The 25,931-nt window shown below is 37.1% G+C and carries 21 protein-coding genes; 18 read left to right on the top strand and 3 right to left on the bottom strand.

All coding sequences use genetic code 11. The annotated features are described in order from the left end of the window. Positions 1-68 precede the first annotated feature (68 nt). Complete coding sequence (locus IPI15_RS02440; protein ID WP_287400498.1) at positions 69-1,586, bottom strand: T9SS type A sorting domain-containing protein; 1,518 nt, start codon at positions 1,584-1,586, stop codon at positions 69-71. A 136-nt stretch (positions 1,587-1,722) separates the two neighbouring features. Here IPI15_RS02440 and rplU point away from each other — a divergent pair, with 136 nt between their 5' ends. The 3 genes from rplU to IPI15_RS02425 all read left to right on the top strand — a co-directional run bounded on the left by rplU (position 1,723) and on the right by IPI15_RS02425 (position 3,384). Continuing rightward, positions 1,723-2,034, top strand: a complete 312-nt coding sequence (rplU, locus tag IPI15_RS02435) for a 50S ribosomal protein L21 (protein ID WP_287400497.1) — start codon at positions 1,723-1,725, stop codon at positions 2,032-2,034. A 34-nt stretch (positions 2,035-2,068) separates the two neighbouring features. Next, positions 2,069-2,326, top strand: coding sequence for a 50S ribosomal protein L27 (gene rpmA / locus IPI15_RS02430; RefSeq protein WP_287400496.1), 258 nt, complete (start codon positions 2,069-2,071; stop codon positions 2,324-2,326). 167 nt (positions 2,327-2,493) lie between these two features. After that, positions 2,494-3,384, top strand: coding sequence for an IS1595 family transposase (locus tag IPI15_RS02425; protein ID WP_287419076.1), 891 nt, complete (start codon positions 2,494-2,496; stop codon positions 3,382-3,384). A 31-nt stretch (positions 3,385-3,415) separates the two neighbouring features. On the opposite strand, the gene IPI15_RS02420 is transcribed toward IPI15_RS02425, so the two are convergent. After that, entirely contained in the window at positions 3,416-4,285 is an 870-nt protein-coding gene (locus IPI15_RS02420; RefSeq protein WP_287400492.1) for a sulfite exporter TauE/SafE family protein, read from the bottom strand. 218 nt (positions 4,286-4,503) lie between these two features. Between IPI15_RS02420 and IPI15_RS02415 the strand changes: the two genes are divergently transcribed. Further along, on the top strand, positions 4,504-6,945 hold the full coding sequence (locus IPI15_RS02415; protein ID WP_287400491.1) for a glycoside hydrolase family 9 protein: 2,442 nt from the start codon (positions 4,504-4,506) through the stop codon (positions 6,943-6,945). A 693-nt stretch (positions 6,946-7,638) separates the two neighbouring features. Here the strand turns inward: IPI15_RS02415 and IPI15_RS02410 are convergent. Next, positions 7,639-9,609 (bottom strand): OmpA family protein, encoded by a 1,971-nt coding sequence (locus tag IPI15_RS02410; RefSeq protein ID WP_287419074.1) that lies wholly within the window; start codon positions 9,607-9,609, stop codon positions 7,639-7,641. Between the two features lie 1,130 nt (positions 9,610-10,739). Between IPI15_RS02410 and IPI15_RS02405 the strand changes: the two genes are divergently transcribed. The 14 genes from IPI15_RS02405 (at position 10,740) to IPI15_RS02340 (ending at position 25,773) form a co-directional block, all read left to right on the top strand. Further along, the gene (locus IPI15_RS02405) at positions 10,740-11,003 is read left to right on the top strand and encodes a co-chaperone GroES (RefSeq protein ID WP_353738724.1); all 264 of its coding nucleotides are present in this window, start codon (positions 10,740-10,742) and stop codon (positions 11,001-11,003) included. Positions 11,004-11,057: 54 nt separating this feature from the next. Further along, positions 11,058-12,692, top strand: a complete 1,635-nt coding sequence (gene groL, locus IPI15_RS02400) for a chaperonin GroEL (RefSeq protein ID WP_287400489.1) — start codon at positions 11,058-11,060, stop codon at positions 12,690-12,692. Positions 12,693-12,931: 239 nt separating this feature from the next. Further along, on the top strand, positions 12,932-14,062 hold the full coding sequence (gene xerA, locus IPI15_RS02395; RefSeq protein ID WP_287419073.1) for a site-specific tyrosine recombinase/integron integrase: 1,131 nt from the start codon (positions 12,932-12,934) through the stop codon (positions 14,060-14,062). Between the two features lie 34 nt (positions 14,063-14,096). Next, positions 14,097-15,551 carry a class I SAM-dependent DNA methyltransferase gene (locus IPI15_RS02390; protein WP_287403041.1) on the top strand — a complete coding sequence of 485 codons (1,455 nt, stop codon included), beginning with the start codon at positions 14,097-14,099 and terminating at the stop codon, positions 15,549-15,551. Further along, the gene (locus IPI15_RS02385) at positions 15,548-16,696 is read left to right on the top strand and encodes a restriction endonuclease subunit S (RefSeq protein WP_287419071.1); all 1,149 of its coding nucleotides are present in this window, start codon (positions 15,548-15,550) and stop codon (positions 16,694-16,696) included. The genes IPI15_RS02390 and IPI15_RS02385 overlap by 4 nt, the downstream gene beginning before the upstream one ends. Next, complete coding sequence (locus tag IPI15_RS02380) at positions 16,693-18,138, top strand: ATP-binding protein (RefSeq protein WP_287403038.1); 1,446 nt, start codon at positions 16,693-16,695, stop codon at positions 18,136-18,138. Before IPI15_RS02385 ends, IPI15_RS02380 begins: the two co-directional genes overlap by 4 nt. Positions 18,139-18,240: 102 nt before the next feature. Then, the gene (gene hsdR / locus IPI15_RS02375; RefSeq protein ID WP_287403037.1) at positions 18,241-20,559 is read left to right on the top strand and encodes an EcoAI/FtnUII family type I restriction enzme subunit R; all 2,319 of its coding nucleotides are present in this window, start codon (positions 18,241-18,243) and stop codon (positions 20,557-20,559) included. Continuing rightward, positions 20,559-20,933 (top strand): hypothetical protein, encoded by a 375-nt coding sequence (locus IPI15_RS02370; protein ID WP_287419069.1) that lies wholly within the window; start codon positions 20,559-20,561, stop codon positions 20,931-20,933. Before hsdR ends, IPI15_RS02370 begins: the two co-directional genes overlap by 1 nt. A 90-nt stretch (positions 20,934-21,023) precedes the next feature. After that, entirely contained in the window at positions 21,024-21,383 is a 360-nt protein-coding gene (locus IPI15_RS02365; RefSeq protein ID WP_287403035.1) for a type II toxin-antitoxin system RelE/ParE family toxin, read from the top strand. Continuing rightward, positions 21,373-21,693: a helix-turn-helix domain-containing protein gene (locus IPI15_RS02360; protein ID WP_287403034.1), complete on the top strand. Its 321-nt coding sequence runs from the start codon at positions 21,373-21,375 to the stop codon at positions 21,691-21,693. Before IPI15_RS02365 ends, IPI15_RS02360 begins: the two co-directional genes overlap by 11 nt. Before the next feature lie 73 nt (positions 21,694-21,766). Further along, positions 21,767-22,789: a TQO small subunit DoxA domain-containing protein gene (locus IPI15_RS02355; RefSeq protein WP_287403032.1), complete on the top strand. Its 1,023-nt coding sequence runs from the start codon at positions 21,767-21,769 to the stop codon at positions 22,787-22,789. Positions 22,790-23,031: 242 nt separating this feature from the next. After that, a complete protein-coding gene (locus IPI15_RS02350; RefSeq protein ID WP_287403031.1) occupies positions 23,032-23,508 on the top strand; it encodes a DoxX family protein in 477 nt (158 codons plus the stop codon). Next, the gene (locus IPI15_RS02345) at positions 23,505-23,885 is read left to right on the top strand and encodes a hypothetical protein (RefSeq protein ID WP_287403029.1); all 381 of its coding nucleotides are present in this window, start codon (positions 23,505-23,507) and stop codon (positions 23,883-23,885) included. The genes IPI15_RS02350 and IPI15_RS02345 overlap by 4 nt, the downstream gene beginning before the upstream one ends. 607 nt (positions 23,886-24,492) lie before the next feature. Further along, entirely contained in the window at positions 24,493-25,773 is a 1,281-nt protein-coding gene (locus tag IPI15_RS02340; RefSeq protein ID WP_287403027.1) for an agmatine deiminase family protein, read from the top strand. Positions 25,774-25,931 lie beyond the last annotated feature (158 nt).

The raw sequence follows: 25,931 nt of genomic DNA, 5'->3' as shown, positions 1-25,931 counted from the left end.
TTGGAGAAAGCCATTCTAATTTCTGACTTCTGATTTCTGACTTCTGATTTCTGCCTTTTTATGGAGATTTAAAGCTTTACAAACTTACCTACATACTTAATGTTATTTCCTTCCAAGATCTGACATACAAATGTTCCGGGATTTAAAGAATTCACATTGACTTCCATTTTCTGGCCTAACCATTGAGTATTTATTGAAATTACTTTTCCCTGGATGTCCAAAATATTTACTGAGTAATTTTTGTCATCAAAGAACAACTTTTCTATTATAAGTTGATCTTTCGCTGGGTTTCCAAGTATTGAGAATTGAAAAACATATTGATTTATTTTTTGAGAATTTGATAAAAGACTGCCATTTTCATCTAATCCGAAAATATGACCATACAAGAAATCTTTTTCAAAAAAAGGTGCTGTTTGATCATTGGCATCACCTGAAATTATGAAGCGGTTATCAGGCGAAAGTTCAGCATAGTAATTCCAATATTTTATATTTTCACTAGGGATAAAACGTCTTTCCCAAACAGGTAGTAGATTCAGATCATATTTATTTATGACAAAAGTACTGGTATATTGTGGAGATAAGGTAGCAACTATTTCATAGCAAGTATAATACCCGTCTGTTCCTTTAAACAATCCACCAGTATATCTTGGAGGCCCATCTGTATAACCGACCTCAGTAGTCATGTCGATATAATGTTTATTAATAGTATTAAAATCACTATCCAGTTCACTTAAAACTTTTCCATAAATCAGAGAGTCTTCTGTGCGTCGGTAGGCTTTTCCAAAACAAATATATCCATCCCCATTTTTAACATAATTTGCAAACCATCGAAAATCGTAGTTAACAACACCAACATCTTTAGTTATTACTTTAGAATTAATAAAATTGAAATTCAAGTCGTACGTTTTCAAATATTTGTTTAAGCCGCCTTCGTTAGTTACAAATAAAAGTTTATCCTTGGTAGGTGCCATCGTAAAACCGGCATATGTCGCTCCATTCAGAAACGGAGCTTTTTTTTCCAATTCCAACTTTCCATCTTTATTAAATACGAGTGCAATACCACCGTAATTAGGCACCATGTCGTTCAAAAGGATATACTTTTTGTCTTCAAAGGAATTATACATTGGAAAATAAATCTCCTTAAATAAAATCTCAGGATAGCGGGTAACCGTTGAATAAATCAAATTTAATTGTAGATCAAAAGTAAAGGTGGTGAGATAGCTCACGGAGTCTTTAGAAGCAGAACCAAATACCAAAATCCTATCCAAATGTCTTGTACCTAGCAAACAATTCATTTGTAATGAGTCATTCATTATATTGATCTGCTTTTTGATATCTCCTTTCGTAGTCGACAAAACCATATAATTGTCATAACCTGTGACAATTCCTTGTTGACCGAAAGTATCTTTGATCGTATAAGTTCTAAGGTAGATTAGTTCTTCCTCATTAAGCGAGGCGAATTGGATACATGAATATTGGTAAGGATATTTATCATCCGACTTAAATTCCAAATAGAAAGGATCCTTCTGGGCATGGACAAGAGAAATGGTAAAAAGAAATAATAATAAAAGGCTAAGTTTATACATTGTGTGATTTTTGATTATACAAACATAACGAATTAAACAATTTTTCGCTGCCATCATTTTTTTTCGGAATCATTTTGTGATTCAAAAACAATTTCATACCTTCGCCCCACTTTTAAACAAAATAAAATTTAAAAATATGTTTGCTATTGTTTCGATAGCCGGTCAGCAATTCAAAGTTGAGGGGGGTCAAAAGATCTTCGTCCACCGGTTAGATGCAAAGGAAGGCGATAAATTAACATTCGACCAGGTACTTTTAACAAGTGATGGTGGAAATGTAGTTGTCGGTACTCCAGGTGTGAGTGGTGTTGCAGTTTCTGCTACCGTGATCACTCAAGAAGTTAAGGGTGATAAAGTAATCGTCTTCAAAAAGAAGAGAAGAAAAGGTTACAGACTTAAGAAAGGTCATAGACAACAATTTACTCACCTCCAGATTGACTCGATAGGGTAATCTAATTTTTTTAACTAACTAAAAGTAAAAGAAAATGGCTCATAAGAAAGGTGTCGGTAGTTCGGATAACGGACGTGATAGTAAGAGTAAAAGATTGGGTGTAAAGAAATTTGGTGGTCAGGCTGTTATCGCAGGTAATATCCTAGTTCGTCAAAGAGGTACAAAATTTCACCCGGGACTAAATGTAGGTTGCGGTAGAGACTTTACCCTATTTGCATTAACAGATGGTGTGGTTGCTTTCAAGAAAGGAAAGAAAGACCGTACATTCGTAGAAATCGTAATGGCTTCATAGACTTCGGTTTAAAAAAGTTATTTTGAAATATAAAGCTTCGGTAAGAGATCTTATCGAGGCTTTTTTTTGTGGGGTTGGGGGGAGGAATTCTCAAAAAATTTGAAGTAGGCGGTTGCGCAATAAAAACTTTTTGCTAACTTCGTTTTTCTTACTTCAAACACCAAATCATGGAAAAGAAATTCAAAAGTCTGTCCATAGCCCATTTCTTATCAAAATTCGGGACAGAAAATGATTGCTTTGAACACCTGGTTCAACTTAAATGGGGCAATGAATACGCATGCGGACATTGCGGAAACAAAAAATATTGCAAAGCTGTAAGATTATATGATAGGCAATGTAGCCGATGTTCATACATTGAAAGCCCTACCTCGGGCACCATATTCCATAAGATCAAGTTTTCACTTGTCAAAGCCTTCCAAATAGTTTACTTTTTGGCCACAAACAAGAAGGGAATTTCTTCTTGTCAATTGGCGAGAACACTTCAATTACGACAAAAGACGTGTTGGCTATTTAAACAGAAAATAATGAGGGCCATGGAAAGTACAAACAGGCACCCATTGGAAGGCAATGTCGAAATTGTAGAATTTGAAATAGGCCACATTTCTAAAAAAGAAGATAGAGAACTTAAGGATACAACGCAAAAAGTCCTGATAGCAATTGAAAAGAAATCACTAGGGGCTAGTCGTATTTATGCGACTGAGCTACAAGATCTTGGAGTAGATATTTGCAGAAAATTCATTCTTAAAAAAGTTTCACTTGACGCAACAATACATGCAATAGATAAAAGTCCCTTCAATAATTTAAAATCAGAAGGTTTGATGGTTGAACTCTTCGATTCTTCAAATACCAAAATGAACAGCAGCACCTCCAAAAGAGTAGTAAACTGCTTAAAAAATTGGATCACCACAATACACTGCAATGTTAAATATTTACAACAATATCTGGATGAATATTGCTATCGGCACAATAGACATTTAATGAAGGAAGAAATAATTGATGATTTACTTGGCAGGATGGTAAGACACAAACCAGCGCCTTATAAGACGTTTATTGTTTAAGTGCCTACTTCGTGGATTTTAGTAATCACCCCTACCAAAAATAATTCCACAACGACAACGCCGACACTATAACCAAAACAGAACCCACAATATACAGCAACACACTCTGCCTCACCTGTTTCACCACATAGGCACCGATCGGTGCAGCCACCACCCCTCCTATAATGAGCGCTAGTATTATCTTAAAACTAGCCACTCCGACCAACAACAAAAATATACCGGTACTCGCAAATGTGACAAAAAATTCTGCAGTGTTTACCGTTCCGATAGTATGCTTCGCATTCGCTCCTCCCCTACTCAATATTGTTGATGTCACCAATGGTCCCCAACCTCCACCTCCTATTGCATCTAGAGCGCCTCCCGCAAAACCAAGAAATGGCACATGCTTCAAAGGTCGCGCGGCTATTTCTATTTTTCTTATCTGCTGATATAAAATGCGAATTCCGATGAACAACAAATATGCTGATATGAAGGGCTTTATCACATCTCCATCCAGTAACTTCGATAATGCATAAGCGCCAATGATTGAACCAACTACCCCAGTTATGACCAACTTGAAAAACAACTCTTTATCTACATTTTTAAAATGTAAATGCGATAACCCCGAAACCCCCGTCGTGAAAACTTCTGAAGTATGGACCGCAGATGACGTCAATGCAGGGGGCACTCCAAAATAAATCAAAAAACTCGAACAGATCACACCATATGCCATTCCCAACGCGCCATCAACGATTTCAGCAATAAAACCTACTGCCAGAAATATAAAAAATTCTCGGTCAATATTCAACTGATATCCACTCTGTGAAGCTTGCCATAACTTGAATGCAAGAACTAACACTAAGGCACTCTTAATTATTATTATTACACGCGATATATGCTTATTCGTAATGTGTTCAAACATTCATCATCTTTTATGTAAAACTAACATTTGCTTTTTATAATAAAACTAAATTTTAATATTAATTTTTCACAAAAGAATGATCAATACTGAACATATTATAGTTGTTTCAGGCAATAATTCATTTAAACTAAAAATTGCCAACCTTTTTTGTTTCGAATTCATTACTTTTGCTATTCCCCTTCGATTAATAATTTTCTCTAACCTTTCATATAATGTCCATGAAAGTTGCTACTCTATTTATTTTATTTATAATTTCCCAGGCAGTGGTGATTGGCCAGCCGGCAAATATTACTCAATTCATAAAAGTCGATCAATTCGGCTACTTATGCGATGCACGAAAAATTGCTGTGATCACTGATCCAATAATTGGCTTCAATAGCGCTGATTCATTCAATCCAGGCACCACAAGTAATAATTATCAGGTGAGGGATTGGAATACAAATACAGTGGTCTTTCAAGGAGCAATCTCTTCATGGAATGGAGGAGCTACCCACGGACAATCCGGCGACAAAGGATGGTATTTTGATTTTTCTAGTGTAAATGATCCGGGAATATATTACATATTTGATGTAAGTAACAATGTCGGAAGCGGACAATTCTTCATAGGATCTAATGTCTATAATGATGCGTTAAGGGCAGTTTCAAGAACATACTTTTATCAAAGGTGCAATTTTGCAAAAAATACACCATTTGCAGCCCCAGAATATACGGATGCCGCAGCTTATGAGGGAAGCAATCAGGATAAATTCGCCAGAAGTAGCCTGGACAAAAGCAATGCAAGTACAGCCAGAGATGTTAGCGGTGGCTGGTTTGATGCAGGTGATATGAATAAATATGTCACCTTCTGTACCTTGCCAATGCTTTCACTTTTAGATAGTTACAATAAATTTCCAAATGTATTTGGCGATAACAATAACATCCCCGAATCCGGAAATGGCATTCCTGATATCATGGATGAAGTAAAATTCGAATTGGAATGGTTGAAGAAAATGCAAGATGGAAGTGGAACAAATGGTCTCTTATTAAAAGTAGGAGCAGATTCCTATTCTTGCGTAAATAGTCCTCCTTCAGCTGACGTGTGCCCTCGGTACTATATACCTGAATGCAGCAGTGCCACTATCTGTGGAGCTGTAATTTTCGCTTCTGCTTATAAAACTTTCATCAACCTTCCCGGACAAACTGCCTTTGCCAATGATTTACTGACCAGAGCTCAAAATGCCTGGACCAGAGCTTCAGGTACTACTTCAAACTTCACCTCATTTCAACAATCATGCGACAATGGAGATATTAAATCCGGTGATGCAGATATGGATGCCACCACTCAGATGCAATATGCTATGGCCGCAGCAATATATCTATATGCTGCCACGGGCAACTCGATTTATAGTGATTTTGTAAACTCAAGATACAGTAACATCAATCCGATGTCTTCAGGTTGGTGGGGTCCTTATGATACTGAATATGGCAGAGCTTTATTATTCTATGCCTCCCTTCCTTCAGTTAATGCTACAATCAAAAATAACATCAGAAATTCTAAAGCAAATAGCGGCACAGGTATGGGCTTAAATGAATACCTTAACAATCAGGATCTCTACAGATCTCACATGCCTGATGCTCAATATCATTGGGGCAGTAATCAGGTAAAGGCATATATTGGAGCACAGCAAATTGATTATATTACAAATAATCTTAATACATCTGATCATGACAACTATTATTTCCTGGCAAGCGAATACCTCCATTATTTCCATGGTGTAAATCCACTGGGAATGACTTTCCTGAGTAACATGTATGATCTGCACGCTGAAAAATGCGCCAATGAAATATACCATGGTTGGTTCGGTGATGGCACTCAGTTTGATAATGCGTTGACTTCACCATTTGGGCCACCTCCCGGCTACATTACCGGAGGAGCAAACGGTGATTTCAGTGTGGGAGGAATTAGTCCACCTCAAGGTCAACCTAGACAAAAATCTTATAAAGATTGGAATACAGGTTGGAATGGTACAATGAATGAAAATAGTTGGGAGATCACGGAACCAAGTATTTATGTGCAAGCTGCCTATATTAATCTATTATCGAGTGTCATCGGCACATCTGACCAAGGCATGTGTGAGGCAATTATTCTTGCCACCAATACGCTTGACTTCATTGTTAATCCGAAAAATAATGGTGTTGAAATTCGATGGACAGCAATGGAAAATGCAGTTAGTTATGAAGTACAAAGAAGTGAAGACGTTACCAATTTTCAGACAGTATTTAATAAAGGTGCCAATAGTAAAGAGAGTTTTTCAATCATTGACAAACCGCTCTCAGATGCCGAACGATTATTTTATCGGCTAAAAATTTATACTCAGGATGGAAATTCAGAATTCTCAAAAGTACAATCTGTGAAATGGAGTGCTGAAAAAAACATTCAGGTAATTCAGGATTATGCCTCAAATACGCTGAAGATTCGTTTAGGCAAATCTGCCTTATCGAAATCAATGGAAGTAAGTATTCTGGATATGGTAGGAAATGTGGTTTACAAGAATAATTATTCCAATTCAGCTGAGATCTCTATCAAAACAGATAAATGGAACACTGGATTTTACTTCGTTCAAATTTCAAAAAGTGATTCAAATCCGATCGTCGAGAAAATATTTATTCAGGGAATTTGATAGTAGTTACTGTAAAACAATTAATTTTAAAATGAATATTAAAGCCTCCACTTACCAAAGGGTCTTTAAGTTCTCTAAAACTCTATCATGTAAATCGTTGATAAATATTTTAGATTTAGTTCTAATTGTTTATTAAAACAACGGAAGCATTGCAACAATTAACACCCCGGCTGCCGCCACCCCTCTGCCAGCTAGGGTATATACATAAGTATTTTTTCAATAAAGGCTCTTCCATGAATAGCAAGATAATTTATTGATTTTAAGTTCATTATAAGCAAAATGAATTTTGCGGACACCAGAACGTAGGTTAACCTACGCTCAGCGTTTCATAGTGAATGATGGATAATAATTTAAAGTTAAAACTATGATCGTGAAGGTTCGGCGGAAGTTAACCTACGTCGGGGTGTCACCAAAGTTTCACTTTGATATAAATTAAAAAGCGGTGTATAAACCCTAGCTCTGCCAGAAGGGAAGTTGCGACTTTTTTTCTTCTCATTTTGAAAGTGTTGATATTCATCATTATACACATAACGATTAAATAGAACAGAATGACCCTGCTCAGATGAGGGGGATATTGTGCTAGCGACATATTATATCAAAATTGATCATAAATATTAACGCCTTCTGCAATCCCTTTTAAGTTTACTTTATGTTTCCACGGATTACTGACTTCTGACTTCTGACTACTGACCACTATTTCACTAACTGAAACGTTGTCCTCCTGTTCAATTGTAATTCTTCATCCGTACATTTTTCACAAGCACAAATGGCCAACGGTCTAGACTCCCCATAGCCCTGTGATGTAAGTCTAGATTTTGATATTCCTTTGGAAGTGAGATAATTGACAACAGATTTCGCTCGATTGTCAGATAATTTAAGATTGTAAGCGTTGCTGGCACGACAATCCGTATGGGAGTTGATTTTGATTTTGAAGGAAGGATTCAATTCCATGATGGAAAGTAACTCATCCAGTGACCCTTCAGCATCTTTTCTTATATCATATTTATCAGTATCATAATAGATGTCCCTGATCACGATCTCCTGATCATATAATATTGGATACAAATTAATGATAATGTTAAATTCCTGAATGCTCTTGGTACTGTCAATTTTGATAATATCCTTCTTAATACGCTTAGAAGTAGTTAGATATCCTTCACTTGCAGCAGTAATGTTCATCGCATCATTTACAGCAATGATGGTAGTAGCTTTACCGTATTTATCAGCTATCATTGAACTATCACGACCTGCTGACCTTATGGACACTTTTGCACCGTCTAAAGATTTTGTAGTTTTGGAGAATTTACCATTCACTATTTCAAAACCCTTTGTGTAGACGTTCAATTTAACCAACATACCTTTATCTAATAAGGCAGGTGTATCAATTTTTTGTACAACAGGGATCTCTAATGTTTTCACAAAACTGTAAATATCATCCTGGCCTCTTCCCCCTTTTCGATTCGAACTAAAAAAACCTTTTTGTGCAGTGCGCTCAGTTGCCTTAAAATTTTGATCTACATATATACCGAAATCATCATATGACGAATTCATTGGAGACTTCAGATTCTGCGGAGGGGTCCATTGGCCTCTCGCCACATAAGTTTTATAAATATCCAAACCACCCATCCCGCTTGGTTGGTCAGAAGAAAAATACATTGTGTCTCTGTCAAAACTGATATATTTTTCATTATATTCAGAATTAATTATTGGAGGAAGTCGCTCTGCATCACCCCAGACGCCTTCTTTTCGCTGGGAATAGTATACATCAAAGCCGGTATTAAATTTTGGATCCTCCAAAGAGAAAAACAATATATTACTGTCCAGTCCAAACGCCGGTCCAAGGTAATTGATACTATCAGCCACGAAAGGTAAAACCTGGGGATCTGTCCAATTCCCATCAATATTTTTGGAAAACATTAATTTACAATTTTGGTCCCCCCCCACTCTATCGAAGCATCTGCAAAAGACAATCTCTTGTCCTGAAGCAGAAAAAATAAGAGAACCTTCATTGGATTCTGTATTGACAAGTCCTTTGAGTAGTGTTGCAGAGGAGCCCATTGAATCAGCTACATAAATATCTGAAAAATCCCTTCCCGTCCACTTATATTTAGCAGTTATAGTCTCTTGGGGCCGATCTGAAGTAAAGACTATTTGCCCACCGGGACTAATGACAGGACTATAATCTGCAGCCTCACTATTGAAAGGGCTCGATTTAATCTTATATGGGTTATTCTCTCTATCTGATTGCCACTGATTTACATTATTTAATGTTACGAGTTCATTTCTGAACCTGTTGACATCATTCAATTGTTTACCCAGCTGTTGAAAGACCGTAATTGCTTCGGCATACCTACCTGTATTCTTCAGTGCATAAGCCAGGTATATTAGTTTTGATGGAGATTCAGAATCCTGAGTACTTTGCTTGTACCAGGAAAGTGCTTTTTCCGGCTCATTCATCTTATCATAACTTTGGCCCAAGAGAAAAGCTTTGTCAGATTTGACTTCATTTTGTCTGGAATTATTCCATTCACTTTCAAGTAATTCTGCCGCGAGGGAATATTGTCCCACATCATAAGCATCTTCACCTGTTTTAACCTTAAGCGTCTTATTGCAACTGCTCAGTACCAAAAAGAATAAGAATAGGCAGGCTATTTGTGAACGCATAAGCAGTATTGAAATATAAATTTACTTTAATAACGAATGGTAAATGAAATAAAGCTTACAAGATAACAATAAAATGGTTTTTAATGTTTCAGGCCAACATTTATGTCAAATCACATATTTTATATCTCGGGTAATGACATTTATTAAACCAAAGGCGATGCTTGATTTTAAAGAGTAGTCGAAACAGAGTTTAGAAATTCATAATTTTTTTTTGACCACTTATAAAAGGAAATTTTCGAATTAAGGATAAACTTTTCAGCCTGCATTTACAAATGAACTTTTACCAACAAGCTATCTCTTATTTTTCTAAGTTTTATGTATTGTAAATCAAACATTTAAAACAAATAACAATGACTTCACTTAGGATAGCACAAGCATATTATCGCTCCCTGCCTTCATTCTTACGGCAGGCAAGCTCTAATTTAATCTGACTTCACCCTTAATGTCATCTTTTTGAATTTGGAAGCAAAGAACTCCATGTGTGAATTAATTCCTCTTATATAACTAAATCTAATAAGCTGTAAATCACGTAATTACAAATTTCTTGTCATAGACCCCTCCCCCTACCCACCCAGGGTCATTCATTTCTCTAAGACTTTAAAATGTAACTCGCTGATAAATTAAATAATTGTTGCTTAAATTTTTATTATAAACATGATATTATGACGCCAATCAACACCTCGGCTGCCGCCACCCCCGCCTATTCACGCGGGCAAGCATCTGCCAGAGTGGAAGTTTCGACTTTTTTTCTTCTCTTTTTGAAAGTATTGATAATTAGCACTATACACATAACGACAAAATAGAAGTGAATGACCCTGCTCTAAAGGGGGAAATTCGCGCATCGACAATATCTATAATAATTGATCATGAATACCAGCAAAATCTGCGTCATCTGCGTTCCATTTTTTCAATTTATCTTTTTTGATTTTGAAAGCAAAGAATTACAAGGTGAACTGACTTCTAACTTCTGACTTCAGACTTCTAACTTCTGACTTCTGGCTACAACTGCCACCATGTCAATCAAAGTGCTCAAACCCTGTTAATTTGTCATAAAAAAAACCTTGGCACACATTGTGCTTAAGGTAAAGCGAAAATATTTTATTAATAAACATATAAAAATAATCATAAACATGAAGCCAATAAACGACAGAGTTGTTGTGAAACCAGCGCCGGCAGAAGAAAAAACCAAAGGTGGAATCATTATCCCTGATACTGCAAAAGAAAAACCACAAAGAGGTGAGATCATCGCTGTAGGACCGGGCAAGGAAGGCAACTTAATGACCGTTCAGGTAGGTGATATTGTATTATACGGAAAATACGCAGGCCAGGAGTTGAACCATGAAGGTAGCGACTACCTGATCATGAGAGAAGATGACATTCTGGTTGTACTTTAATCATTCATTTTACCCACATTAATTATTTAATTACAAAAATAAAAAATAAAAAAAATGGCTAAAGAAATTAGCTTTGATAGTGCAGCTCGCAACGAATTGAAGGCGGGTGTAGATGCATTGGCCAATGCCGTTAAAGTAACCCTTGGACCAAAAGGACGTAATGTTGTTATTCAAAAAAGTTATGGCGCACCAACGATCACTAAAGATGGTGTAACTGTGGCTAAAGAAATAGAACTTGAAAACCCAATCCAAAATATGGGTGCTCAAATGGTTAAAGAAGTTGCTTCTAAAACTGCTGATGTAGCAGGTGATGGAACTACTACTGCAACCGTTTTGGCTCAAGCCATGGTAGCTGCAGGTATGAAAAACGTAACTGCAGGTGCTAACCCTATGGACCTTAAAAGAGGTATCGAAAAAGCAGTGAAAGTTATTATCAAAGATCTTCAGAATCAATCTGAAGTGATCGGAGATGATTTCAACAAGATTCAACAAGTTGCTGCCATCTCTGCAAATAATGATGACGAGATCGGTAAATTCATCGCTGATGCTATGAAAAAAGTAACTAAAGACGGTGTGATCACTGTTGAGGAAGCTAAAGGAACAGATACTTATGTAGATGTGGTGGAAGGTATGCAATTTGACAGAGGATATTTGTCTCCATACTTCATCAATAATGCAGAGAAGATGATCGCTGAATATGAGAGTCCTTATATTCTGATCCATGATAAAAAGATCTCAAACATGCAGGACATCGTTCCTATTCTTGAGAAATCTATGCAATCAGGACGTCCTTTGTTGATCATCGCAGAAGATATCGACAGCCAGGCTTTGGGTATCTTAGTGGTAAACAGATTGAGAGCAAGTCTTAAGATTGTTGCAGTTAAAGCTCCGGGATTTGGTGACAGGAGAAAAGCAATGTTGGAAGATATTGCCATTTTGACAGGAGGAACTGTTATCTCTGAAGAGCAAGGTTTCAAATTGGAAAATGTAGAACTTGAGCACTTAGGATCTGCTGAGAAGATCACAGTTGATAAAGATAACACGACTATTATAGGTGGTGTAGGTGCAGCTGAAGATATCAAAATGCGTATCAACTCTATCAAACAGCAAATCGAAGTAACAACTTCAGATTATGATAAAGAAAAACTTCAGGAGCGTCTTGCTAAATTGGCAGGAGGTGTTGCAGTACTATATGTTGGTGCAGCTACTGAAGTTGAAATGAAAGAGAAGAAAGACAGAGTTGACGATGCATTACACGCTACAAGAGCAGCAGTGGAAGAAGGAATCGTAGCTGGTGGTGGTGTTGCATTAGTGCGCACGATCGAGGCTATGAAAGATATGAAAGGTGCGAATGAAGATGAGAACATCGGTATCCAGATCGTTCGTAAATCCTTGGAAGCTCCACTTCGTACCATCGTAGAAAATGCAGGTATGGAAGGTTCGGTAGTACTACAAAAAGTATTGGAAGGCACAGGAAGCTTTGGTTACAATGCCAGAACAGATGTGTACGAAGATCTTAAAGCAGCAGGTGTCATCGATCCTACTAAAGTAACGAGGGTAGCACTTGAAAATGCAGCTTCTATCGCAGGTATGGTCTTGACTACGGAATGTGTCATCAATGACAAGAAAGAGAAAGACGAAGGTCATTCACACGCTCCTATGGGCGGTGGAATGGGCGGCATGATGTAAATCATTCTTTCTAATAATATAAAAGCCACTGGATGTGATATCCGGTGGCTTTTTTTATTTAAAAAATATTGGAAAAGCAATGATAGTTAATTGATTTTCAGGTCAGTATAATCTTACTAAGAAATCCTGTCCTTGTTACATTTAAAACGTTAAGTCATGTAAACTCAAAATATATCAAACCCAAATAATTGCAATAAATTAAATAAAAAGATTTAATTTAGCAATCTAAACCCAAAATTATGAAATGGTCAGCTCAACCAATCAAACACTTTAAAGAACGCCGTATAGCAATCACTTTTGAAAAGAAACAGGAATATACTGACCGTGTCAAATTAATTGAAGACGTTCGATGGAGCAGCTCACTAAGGCTATGGCATGTTCCGGATACTGAAGAGAATAGAATTCGTTTCAGAATTCCTGTTGAAATTATTTACACACCGAGTCCGGAAATTATTACTGCATTAAAAACATTTGAATCATTTTTATTATCGAGGAGGTATAGTCCGAATACGATCAAAACCTATATGGAAGCATTGCGGGTCTTTTTTAGATATTTTAATGAAAGGCAAATTGGAAGCATTAACAACGACGATATCATCCTATTCAACAATGAATATATCCTTAAGAAAAATCTTTCATCTTCTTATCAAAATCAGATGGTCAATGCGATCAAGCTTTTTTATCGGACCGTTGAAAATAGAAATCTTGAGATAGAAAAGCTACACAGACCTAAGAGCGAAAAGACGTTGCCCAATGTATTGAGTAAGGAGGAGGTGAAAGCAATATTGAATGCTCATGGAAATACCAAACATGTGGCAATGCTAAGTTTAATATATGCTTGTGGGTTGAGGAGAAACGAATTAATAAGTTTAAAGCCACAGGACATAGACAGTAAAAGAGGAATATTGATAATCAGGCAATCGAAAGGAAAAAAGGATCGGATTGCACCTATCTCGTTAAAACTGATAGAACTATTGAGACAATACTACATTTCTAATAAACCGACCACATGGTTGTTTGAAGGGCAGCATAAAGGCATTCAATACTCTGCGGAAAGTTTGCAAAGTGTTTTAAAACAAGCACTAAAGAAGGCAAATATTACAAAACCAGTGACACTACATTGGTTACGCCACAGTTATGCCACTCACCTTTTAGAAGCAGGCACTGATTTAAGGTACATACAGGAATTACTTGGACATAGTAGTAGCAGGACGACGGAAATTTATACACATGTGAGTACTAAAAACCACCGCACAAAATATTTTGAATTGCCACCGCACAAATGGCACATTTGGTTTTGCCCCACCCACAAGCCGACCCTTCAGCAAAACCAAAAGAGCCATTTTTTGCCCACGCACCAAAAAGAATGATAACTTTACAAATTGATAAAAACAGAGATAAATAATGTTCGAGCAGACTTTTAAAAATATTGACGATATACTTCACAAAGACGCAGGTTGCGGCAGTGAATTGGACTATGTAGAGCAAACCTCTTGGATTTTGTTCCTGAAATACTTGGACGACTTAGAGAAAGACCGAGCCACAGCAGCCGAACTTACAGCAAAGACTTACACGCCTATTATTGACAAAGATTACCAATGGACAGTTTGGGCAATGCCGAAAGGCAAAGACGGAAAACTCGACCACCACAAAGCCCTGACAGGTGACGACCTCACCGACTTTGTAAACAACAAACTGTTTCCTTACCTCAAAAAGTTTAAGCTAAGTGCCGAGAGTGCCGACACTATTGAATACAAGATTGGCGAAATTTTCAGCGAACTAAAAAACCGCATACAAAGTGGCTACAATTTGCGTGAAGTGATTAACCGCATTGATGAGTTGCGTTTCCGCACCCACGCAGAGAAGCACGAAATGAGCCACCTGTATGAAGACAAAATCAAAAATATGGGTAATGCAGGGCGAAACGGTGGCGAATATTACACTCCCCGACCGCTCATTACGACCATTGTAAAAGTAGTTGCCCCAAAAATTGGCGACAAAATTTATGACGGTGCTGTTGGTAGTGCGGGCTTCCTTTGCGAAGCGTTAGACTATTTACGAAACAGCAAATCACTTTCTACCAAAGAAGCTGAGATACTGCAAAAACACACCTTTTACGGCAAGGAGAAAAAATCATTGGCGTATATCATTGGCATTATGAATATGATTTTGCACGGTGTGGAAGCTCCCAATATCATACATACCAACACACTTGCCGAAAACCTTGCCGACATACAAGAAAAAGACCGTTATGATGTGGTGCTTGCCAATCCTCCTTTTGGTGGAAAGGAACGTGCCGAAGTGCAACAAAACTTCCCGATTAAAACAGGCGAAACCGCTTCGCTCTTTTTGCAGCACTTTATTAAAATTTTGAAAGCAGGTGGCAAGGCAGGTGTGGTTATTAAAAACACTTTTTTGAGCAATACCGACAATGCCACCGTTGCCATACGCAAAACCTTATTGGAAAACTGCAACCTGCATACTGTGTTGGATTTGCCGGGCGGCACTTTTACAGGTGCAGGAGTAAAAACCGTAGTGTTGTTTTTTGAAAAAGGCAAAGCCACACAAAAAGTTTGGTTTTACTCGCTGAACCTCGACCGTAATTTGGGCAAAACAAACCCGCTGAATGAAAACGATTTGGCAGAATTTGTAGCACTGCAAAAAAACTTTGCCGATAGCGAAAACTCTTGGACGGTAAATGTAAAAGACATTGACCAAAGCACCTTTGATTTAAGCGTAAAGAACCCGAATAAAAAAGAAGAAGCTGCCCTACGCCAACCACAAGAAATTTTGGAAGAAATGAAAGCATTAGACGAAGAGAGTGCCGAAATCCTTAACTCAATTTTGGAACTGATATGAAGCACGATTGGGAAATAAAAAGACTTGATGATGCTTGTGAAGTAGAATACGGAACAAGAGTAGTTCAAAAAAAAGATGGTGGCAAAATTTATCCTGTATATGGTGGCGGTGGTGCTACATTTTTTATGGACACTTTTAACCGTGAAGATTGTTTGGTCGTTGGTCGATTTGCAATGTCAGCCCAATGTACAAGATTTGTTGAAGGTAAATTTTTTCTGAACGATAGCGGACTAACAGTAAGACCAAAAAATGATAAAGAGTTACTTCCTGATTTTTTGAACTTACAAATACTTTTCCTCAATGACCATATTTATTCGTTATCAAGGGGAACGGCACAAAGAAATCTTGACGTCCCTGCATTTAGAAACATCAAGATTGCTTACCCAAAATCTCTCCCCAAACAACAACGCATCGTTTCCATATTAGATGAAGCCTTTGCCGCCATAGCCAAGGCAAAAGCCAATGCCGAACAAAACCTCAAAAACGCCAAAGAACTTTTTGAAAGTTATTTGCAGGGGGTGTTTGAGAATGGGAATTGGGAGACGAAAAAACTAAATGAAATTACCGAAGTAAAGGACGGCACACACGACAGTCCAAAATACATTAAAGAAGGAATTCCTTTTATTACTCAAAAGAATATCAAACCAAATGGTCTTTCATTTGATGATACAAAATTCATCACTGATACAGACCACGAAAAGTTTTACAAGCGTTCAAATGTGGCTTATGGTGATATACTAATTTCAATGATTGGAGCAAACAGGGGAATGGCTGCAATAGTTGATGATAAAAGAGTTTTCAGTATAAAGAATGTTGGCTTGATTAAATCAAGTGATAGCATCAATATGAATTACTTACTTTACTTTCTGAAATCATCATTGGCAATGAAATATGTTTTGTATATGTCAAATGGTGGAGCACAGGAATTTGTTGGTTTGACAGCATTAAGAAGTTTTCCAATTCCTTTCCCAACTCTCAAAGAACAACAAACCATCGTCCGACAATTAGATGCCCTGCGAGCCGAAACACAAAAGTTGGAAGCGGTGTATCAAAAAAAACTTGATGATTTGGAAGAACTGAAAAAATCCATCTTGCAAAAAGCATTTGCAGGAGAATTGAAAACTGAAAAAGCGGTTGCAGTATGAAAGAACAACAACTCATAGAATTGCTAAACAATTTGGTGAAACAACCAAAGGAAAGTGAATGGGTGGAGTTCAAATTGAATTTTCATTCGGAACAGGAAATTGGCGAACGCATTTCTGCTTTGGCAAACGGAGCAGCTATTCATAATCAGGATTATGGTTATTTGTTTTTTGGAGTAGAAGATGAAACTCATATTATCAAGGGCACCGCATTTAAACCAAAACATCATAAAAAGGGTAATGAAGAACTAGAACATTGGTTGGCTCAACGATTAGACCCTCGAATTGACTTTAGAATTTATGAATTTGCTTATGACGATACACGAAACTTATCTGTTTTTGTTATACCCTGTGCTCAAAACAAGCCTGTAGATTTCTTTCATCAGGCTTATATTCGTATTGGCAGTATCACCAGAAAATTGTCGGACTTTCCAGATAAAGAACGCAAAATTTGGCGTAAATCAGGTAAACCTTACGAACTTGAAATAGCTAAAGATAACCTTTCTGCTTCTGATGTAATTCGATTATTGAGTACAGAAACTTATTTTGATTTGATGAAACTGCCTTATCCATCCAACCAAAATGGAGTAATTGAAAAATTTATAGATGATAATCTGGTTGTAAAATCTCAAAGTTACGCCATAACTAATCTAGGTGCCATTTTATTTGCTAAGAGCCTTCCCGAATTTGAATCAGTTCAGCGTAAGTCTGTAAGAGTTATTGTTTATAAGGGTAAAAATAAGGTTGAAACAATAAGAGAGCAAATGGGTTCAAAAGGTTATTCACTTGGTTTTTTCGGTTTAGTGGATTGGATAAATAGTCAACTTCCTGCTAATGAAGAAATAGGTAAGGTTTTACGAAAAGAATCCCGTATGTATCCAGAAATAGCAATTAGAGAATTAGTAGCAAATGCATTAATTCATCAGGATTTATCCATTAAAGGGTTTCCAATGGTTGAAATCTTTAGTGATAGAATAGAAATATCCAATCCAGGAAATCCTTTAATTACTCCCGACCGATTTATTGATTCATACATTTCAAGAAACGAAAAATTGGCTGATTTAATGAGAAGAATGGGATTTTGTGAAGAAAAAGGCAGTGGGTTAGATAAAGTGATTTTTTACAACGAGTTGTATCAACTTCCTCCTATTAATGTGATTACAGATGAAAATCGTACAAGAGTTACTTTATACGGTTACAAAAAATTGAATGATTTAGATAAAAAAGAAAAAATACGAGCCTGTTATCAGCACGCCTGTTTAAAATGGGTGTCTAATGAAAAAATGTCCAATCAAAGTTTAAGAGAACGATTTCAAATTGAAGACCAAAATGCCGCAATCGCATCCCGAATTATTAAAGACACTTTTGAAGCAGGAATGATAAAAGAAGATGACCCTGAAAATAAATCACGTAAACACAGAAGTTATGTACCATTTTGGGCTTAAAATCTTATTTGATGGTTATTTGATATCCGCTGTTAATAAGAAAACTAAACAACTGATTATCAATTGTTTTTTATTTGATGGTTATTTGATAAAAGTAAAATTATGAACGAATCAGAAACAAGAGCAGAACTCATAGACCCCAAGTTAAAAGCTTGTGGTTGGGGCGTTGTAGAAGGCTCTAAGGTTTTACGTGAGCACTATATTACCGATGGTAAAATACAAACAGGAGGTGGGCGTGGCAAAAAAGAAAAAGCGGATTATGTATTAGTTTACAAAGGCATTAAATTGGCAGTTGTTGAAGCCAAAAGTGATGAGTTAGAAGTGGGTGAAGGCGTAAGGCAAGCCAAACAATATGCGAAGAAACTACAATTAGAAACCACTTACAGTACCAACGGAAAAGAGATTTATAGCATCTGTATGAAAACAGGCGAAGAAGGTTTGGTAACGGATTTTCTAAGTCCCGAACAACTTTGGAGTAAAACTTTTGCGGATCAAAACGATTGGAGAGAAAAATTTTCCGCCATTCCGTTTGAAGATATTGGCGGAACAAAAGGAGCAAGATATTATCAGGAAATAGCAGTAAACAATACTTTAGAAGCGGTTGCAAATAAATCTAATCGCATTTTGTTGACATTAGCTACAGGCACAGGAAAAACATTTATTGCTTTTCAAATTGCATGGAAACTGTTTCAAACCCGTTGGAACTTAAAACGTGATGGCAGCCGCAGACCACGAATTTTATTTTTAGCAGATAGAAACATATTAGCCGACCAAGCCTACAATTCATTTTCGGCATTTCCCGAAGATGCTTTGGTGCGGATAAAACCCAATGAGATAAAGAAAAGCGGAAAAGTGCCGACCAATGGCAGTATATTTTTTACCATTTTTCAAACTTTTATGAGTGGCACGGACGCAGAAGGAAAACCAGCCCCTTACTTTGGCGAATATCCAGTCGACTATTTTGATTTCATCATCATTGACGAATGCCACCGTGGCGGAGCAAATGACGAAAGCAATTGGCGGGGTATTTTAGAATATTTTGCTCCAGCCGTTCAGTTGGGTTTAACAGCTACACCTAAACGAAAAGACAATATAGATACTTACAAATATTTTGGCGAACCTGTTTACATCTATTCGCTGAAAGAAGGTATCAATGATGGTTTCTTAACGCCTTTCAAAGTAAAACGTATCAAAACCACTTTGGACGATTACCGCTACACCTCGGACGATACCATTGTGGAAGGAGAAATTGAAGAAGGCAAATTGTATGAAGAAAAAGACTTTAACCGCACGATTGAAATTGTAGAACGAGAAGCAAAGCGAGTAAATATTTTTTTAGATGAAGCCAACCAAAACGAAAAGGCAATTATTTTCTGTGCTAATCAAGCACACGCAGCTTTGATAAGAGATTTGATAAATCAAAATGCCAAAAGCAAAGACCCTTTTTATTGTGTTCGTGTTACAGCCAATGACGGAGAAGAAGGCGAAAGACTGTTGAGAGAATTTCAGGACAACGAAAAAACAATTCCAACCATTCTGACTACTTCGCAAAAACTCTCCACAGGAGTTGATGCAAGAAATATTCGCAACATAGTTTTGATGCGACCTGTCAATTCAATGATTGAATTTAAACAAATAGTAGGTCGTGGCACACGTTTGTTTGACGGTAAAGAGTTTTTTACCATTTACGACTTTGTAGATGCTTACAAACATTTTTCAGACCCCGAATGGGACGGAGAACCTTTAGAAGAAGAACCAAGCGGAGTAAAAGAACCAAAAGGAGAATACAAACCAAGAGAACCCAAAGAGACAACAGAAACCGAACGCAAACAGAAAATCAAAATCAAACTGCGAAACGGAAAAGAAAGAGAAATCAAACACATGGTTTCTACTTCGTTTTGGAGTGCTGATGGTAACCCCATTTCAGCAGAAGAATTTTTGAGCAGCTTGTTTGGTGAGTTACCTAAACTTTTCAAAGACGAAGAAGAATTGCGGAAACTTTGGAGTAATCCAATTACCCGAAAAACATTGTTAGAGAATTTAAATGCAGCAGGTTTTCCAAAAGACGATTTATTGACTTTACAAAAGTTAGTAGATATGGAAAACAGTGACCTGTATGATGTGTTGGAATACGTTTTTAATGGCGACTATATAGCAATGACAAGAGAAGCCAGAGCCAAAGCAGCAGAAGCGACAATTTTTGCTTTACTCAACGACAAGCAAAAAGAGTTTATCACTTTTGTTCTAAGTAAATACATTGAAACAGGAGTTGACGAACTCGACCAAGAGAAACTACCAATCTTGCTGACGAACAAGTATCAATCATTGGAAGATGCAAAAGAAATTTTGGGAGACGTGGCAAACATCAGCAGACTGTTTATAGAATTTCAAGAACATCTTTACAAACAGAAAGCAGCGTAATGACAGGACAACAAACACATACAGCCAACGCACAGCAGTCATACACATTGGCAAGCCGCACAAGCCAACGCACAGACCAAAGCTTGCCAAAGAGTATGCCTGCCCCAACGCAAGAGAAAATTCAAAATATTTTTTCCTGCCCTTCAAAAAAAATTAAAACACCCGACACGCAGACCAACACGACAAAGACACGGAAACTCAACAGCGACAATGGTTTACAAGGACGGACGACAGAACGCCAGCACACAACAGCGGTTTTGCAAAAGTGGCGGTGCAGTGCTTCGTATGACAGTGAAGTGGTTAATCAAAATTTAGTGCTTCGATTGAAGTTTAGTGGTGAAAATCGCCACCTTCGCAAAGCCGCGAAACGTTAGTGGCAACCTCTATTCACAACTTCTACAACATTTTATTTAAAATACTTGTTTCCCAATGAGGAAATATATACTTTTGAAAAAATATTTGGAATGAAGCCAAAATTTGACGTTGTGTTATTACCTGATGCTGTTGAATTTTTGGAGAATCTTGACTACAAAACAAGAGAAAAAATTTACTATAATATCAAAAAATCTCAACTTGTTAATGACAACGAACTTTTCAAAAAACTCAACAAGCTTATTTGGGAATTCAGAACTTCTTATGAAGGCAAAGCATATAGGTTATTTTCTTTCTGGGATAGATCGGATAATAAAGAAACATTAGTTGTAGCAACACATGGAATAATGAAAAAGACACAGAAAACTCCATCAAAAGAAATTAAAAATGCCGAATATATCAGAAAACAATATTTAGACAACAAGACAAAATATTATAGTCATGGAAAATAAATTCAGAACCGTTACGCTTGACACTATGATAGACAAGCATATTGGAATTCGAGGCTCAGAAAGACGTGAGGCTTTTGAGAACGAATTACGTATTGACTTGTTAGGGCAAGCCATAAAACAAGCAAGGCAAGAACAAAATCTGACACAAGAACAATTAGGTGAACTTGTAGGTGTTCAAAAAGCACAAATATCTAAGATTGAAAATAGCGTAAAAAATGCAAGGTTTGAAACTATTTTGAAAGTCTTTGAAGCTTTAGGTGCAAAGGTAAATTTCAATGTAGAAATTAATAACAAAAAATTGGCTCTTTGATAGGACGAGGCACCCACTAACATGGGTTTTGCGTCAGGCGGGTTGATGTGCATACTTGGATCATTGTGCTTCTATGAATATTAGTTATAAACTGAAACTTTGCCCCCAGAAACCCGCCCGAACGCAAAGCCCCAAACCGATAGGCTGGACCTATTTCTCAGCCTTTTGGAGAAGAGTAGCGTTAGAAAATAAACTTGATCCGGAAACAGCGGGTTATATAGGCGAAAAATTTAATGCCTTTTTACCCAACGCCTTGGGAATAAAACCAATCATTAAATACTTGGTAGAAAATCCAGATGCACTTTGGATTAATATGGTGATTTTCACGATTGTTGAAGGAATTGTTGGCTTGGCTATTATGTTCGGTTTGTTTACTCGAATAATGAGCATAGGTGTTTTTGGATTAGCAATGGGAATCCTTTTAGGTTCCGGTTGGATTGGCACAACTTGTCTTGACGAATGGCAAATAGGAATTCTAGGAATCGCTACAGGCTTTGTCTTATTTCTGACGGGAAGTGGAAAATACTCTTTAGACAATTATTTAATGAAAAATAATTTTACAATCACCAAAAAGAAATGGTTTGCCTGGTTGGGTTCAGGAATATTGCCGATAAAAGAAAGTGTTTTTCCAAGAGTTGTTTTAATAGGTTCTCTATTTATTTTAGGAATGACCTTAATGACAAACCAAATATTTCATGGTGGTGTTTGGGGAACACTTCATAATAAATCCGTAAAGCCAAAACTGGAAATTACAGATGGAAAAATCACTGAGAATAGATTGAGCTTTGATGTTTTCAGGACGGAAGGTGTTGATGTTTATGGCTCTTGGGTTATTAGCATTGAATTGTTTGACAACAACAAAAGCAACATTCTAAAATATACTCAGGAAGATTTAGCAGCCTTGAACAACAATAGTATCTCAAACTATTATGTTGCCAAAATTAAACCGGGAAAGCATAGTTTAATAGTGCCATTAGGTGCAAAAGCAACGCTAAACTTAGATAATGAAGTTTTATTAGGCTTGCCCAAAGGCACGTATACGCTTAAAATTACAGACATAAGTGGTGCTTATTGGGAACATCAAATTGATAAATAACAAAAGCTAATAATTTATAAAAGCAATAGCGGTTTGGGTGCAAACTCGAACCGTTTTTGCTTTTATTTAAGTATATTACTTGCCGAAAAATGGGTGCATTTTATTCCGCTACAGCTGTTAAACTAACCGTTACAAGAAAGCCCTAATTCCGGTACCATTGAATCTTTTTAGGTTAATTGTAGATTTCTGGTTACCTTTTCAGAAATTAAGTTCTCATAAACAAAAGAAGATAAGAATTATTAATGCGCAGAATTACAAAACCTGTTTTACTTCCTTTTTGGTGGCAAGATCTTTTGCTTGCCATACCACGTGTTGTTTGCGGTTATCTTTTAACATCAAGTTTTGGGGCGGACAAATTTGGTTTACCTTGGTCTCCAGCAGATAGAAATTTAGGTTTGTTCGAAATTGTATTCTGGTTTCCGGAAGACGTCTCTAATTATGGTGGAATTTTTGCCAAATTCCCTGTGTTTTTTGCTTGGATGGCAGGTTTCAGTGAGGCAGTTGGCGGATTTCTTTTTATGCTTGGATTTCAAACTCGAATCTCAGCACTATTGATTCTTACGACTATGATGGGTGCAATTTTTTTGCAGCAAATTCAACAAGGAATGTGGAATACGCTGCCTGCTCTTGGTTTTTTATGGGTTAGTATCTACAGTTTGACAATCGGGTCTGGTCGTTTTGGACTCGATTACTTATTATTTAAAAAATTTGACAGATGAGAGATAATCGATTGGTCAACTTATCATTTGCTATTTTGACGTCAATCATTTTGGCACTGTCAAGTTGCGTTCAAAAATCAAGTCAGAAGACAATTATCGTAAAATTAGATGTTGGATCATTAGATAGTGTTCAAACTGTTGGAATTCGAGGAGAGGACAAACCTTTGAGTTGGGATTATGATATGGAATTAAAACCAGCAGTTAAAGACAGTCTATACACTGTAGTTTTTTCATTAGTTACCGGATACAAATTTACAGAAGTCAAATTTACGGTGAATGGACAATTCGAGCTACAAGAGAAAGATAATAGGAGAATATTTTTTACGGATTTGGACACGACGATTTACGAAGCCATATTCGATATTAACTCAAAATAGAAATTTGCATTTCGTAAAAAAATGTGAGCATTAGCTTCGGGCCATCTTATAATCGAGTAGACGGACTCACGGGGGTACTCCGATGTCTGCGCGGCTCACACCACCCTGCGTGCGCGAGCTGCGCTCCTCCCCTTCGAAAAATAGATTTCCCAAATCTTTTTTGTCTCGGGGACATACAGGGCCTTCATTAACTTGACAGAATTTGTTGATAGTATTGAAGATTGGAGATGTACACCGATTTACGGTCACAGCAGTGCCGAGTATGGGGCTTTGCGCTATGCGCCAGCCCCCCTTACTTCAGATCGAACCTCACGGCTCACACCCTTGGGCCTTGCTAGTGCTTCGGGTCCTTACCCCGCATACAGGAGACTTTAACTCCCTAGTTAATAAATGTCCTTTCGGACATCCTTTCTCTCTCTGAATTTAGCTACTTTTACAGAGGAGTTTGCCATTCGTGGCACACACACCGTGAATAAACTATGGCTTGGTCTCTGCACATTTGGAAAATCTATAGATTTCCCAAAACCAGTTTTTATTTGGAGAGGTTCGTGCTAAGACACACCACAGCTCATATACATAAACGTTGTACATCATTAAAACACACATTATGAAATCAATTTTAACCAGTTTTATATTTTTATTAATAATTTCTTGTGCTTCGCCAAAGAAAAATAGAGATTTAGTGGTTATAAATCAACCAGCCGAGTTTGAAACTCAAGAAGCAATTTGGTTGATATGGCCAGCTACCAATCATAAAGAAAGTGAATCTGTTGAAAAAGTCACCCTTTCGATTATAGAAGCTTTAATTGACGATATAGACATCGTAGTAACCTGCAAAAACAAAGAACTTCTTAACAAAGCTAGTGAAACTTTAAAAAACCGTTTTGGAGAACAGAAACGACTGAAGCTTTTGGAAATACCTTCTTTTGAAATCTGGACAAGAGATATGGGACCCATATTTGTAGAAACCAATCAAAAGACATTTGCTATTGCAGACTTTAATTTTAATTCTTGGGGATATGCGGACACTTTGGATGTTGACACCAAAACGGAAGAAATGTATGATGTTCGGGTTGCAAAACATTTTAAATTGCCCGTAATTTCGAGTTCAATGATTAGTGAAGGTGGAAATAGAGAGGTCAATGGAAAAGGTACTTTGATAACTTCAGAAGCTGTCGAAAAAGGCAGAAATCCCAATATGAGCAAATTGCAAATGGAAGCCGAATACAAACGGTTGCTAGGAACAAAGAAAGTAATCTGGTTAAAACAAGGCTTGGTTGAAGATGACCACACCTTCCTCGGCCCTATTACAACAGCAGATGGAACAAAAGCTTATACGGTTGTTACTACAAATGGTCACGTAGATGAATTTGTTCGTTTTGTAAATGATTCCACAATCCTTTTGGCACAAATAGATAGCAAGGAATTGGATGACCCAATCGCTTTTGAAAACAACAAACGAATTGAGGAAAATTATGAAATATTATCCAAAGCAACTGACCATGATGGTCAACCATTTACTATCATTAGAATGCCACTACCCGGAACGATTTACAATACATTGAATCCTGGAGATTATGTATATGAATACATTAAAACGCTTGATTATGGAAATGGAATTAAGTTCCCTGATGGGGAAAGTGTAAAAGTTATGGCTGCGTTAAGCTATCTCAACTTTATCATTACCAACAAAGTAATTATTGGTCAGAGGTGTTGGAGAGAAGGAATGCCCCTAGAGTTAAAATCAAAAGATGAAAAGGCTGCCCAAATTTTACAATCTGTTTTCCCCAACCGAAAAGTAATTATGATTGATGCCCTAGCTGTGAATTTGGGAGGTGGCGGAATTCATTGTATAAGTATGCAACAACCAGCGTTATCAAATAATTAGGAAAAATTTGAAACGGAATAAACGATGTACAATCGAGTATAAGGCCTCACCAGAGTTCAGTGCTAGATTCAAGTTCAATTTTTCAATTGAACTTGAATGCAAAACTGAAAGTTTAATGCTTCGATTTCCACCACTTCGTCAAGCTAAAAAGCATTAGA

Source organism: Candidatus Brachybacter algidus, from assembly GCF_016707225.1.
In the GTDB taxonomy this organism is placed as follows: Bacteria; Bacteroidota; Bacteroidia; order Chitinophagales; family Saprospiraceae; genus Parvibacillus; species Parvibacillus algidus.
The sequence above is the reverse complement of the archived record's forward strand: the minus strand, read 5'-3'. Positions and strand labels throughout refer to the sequence as shown.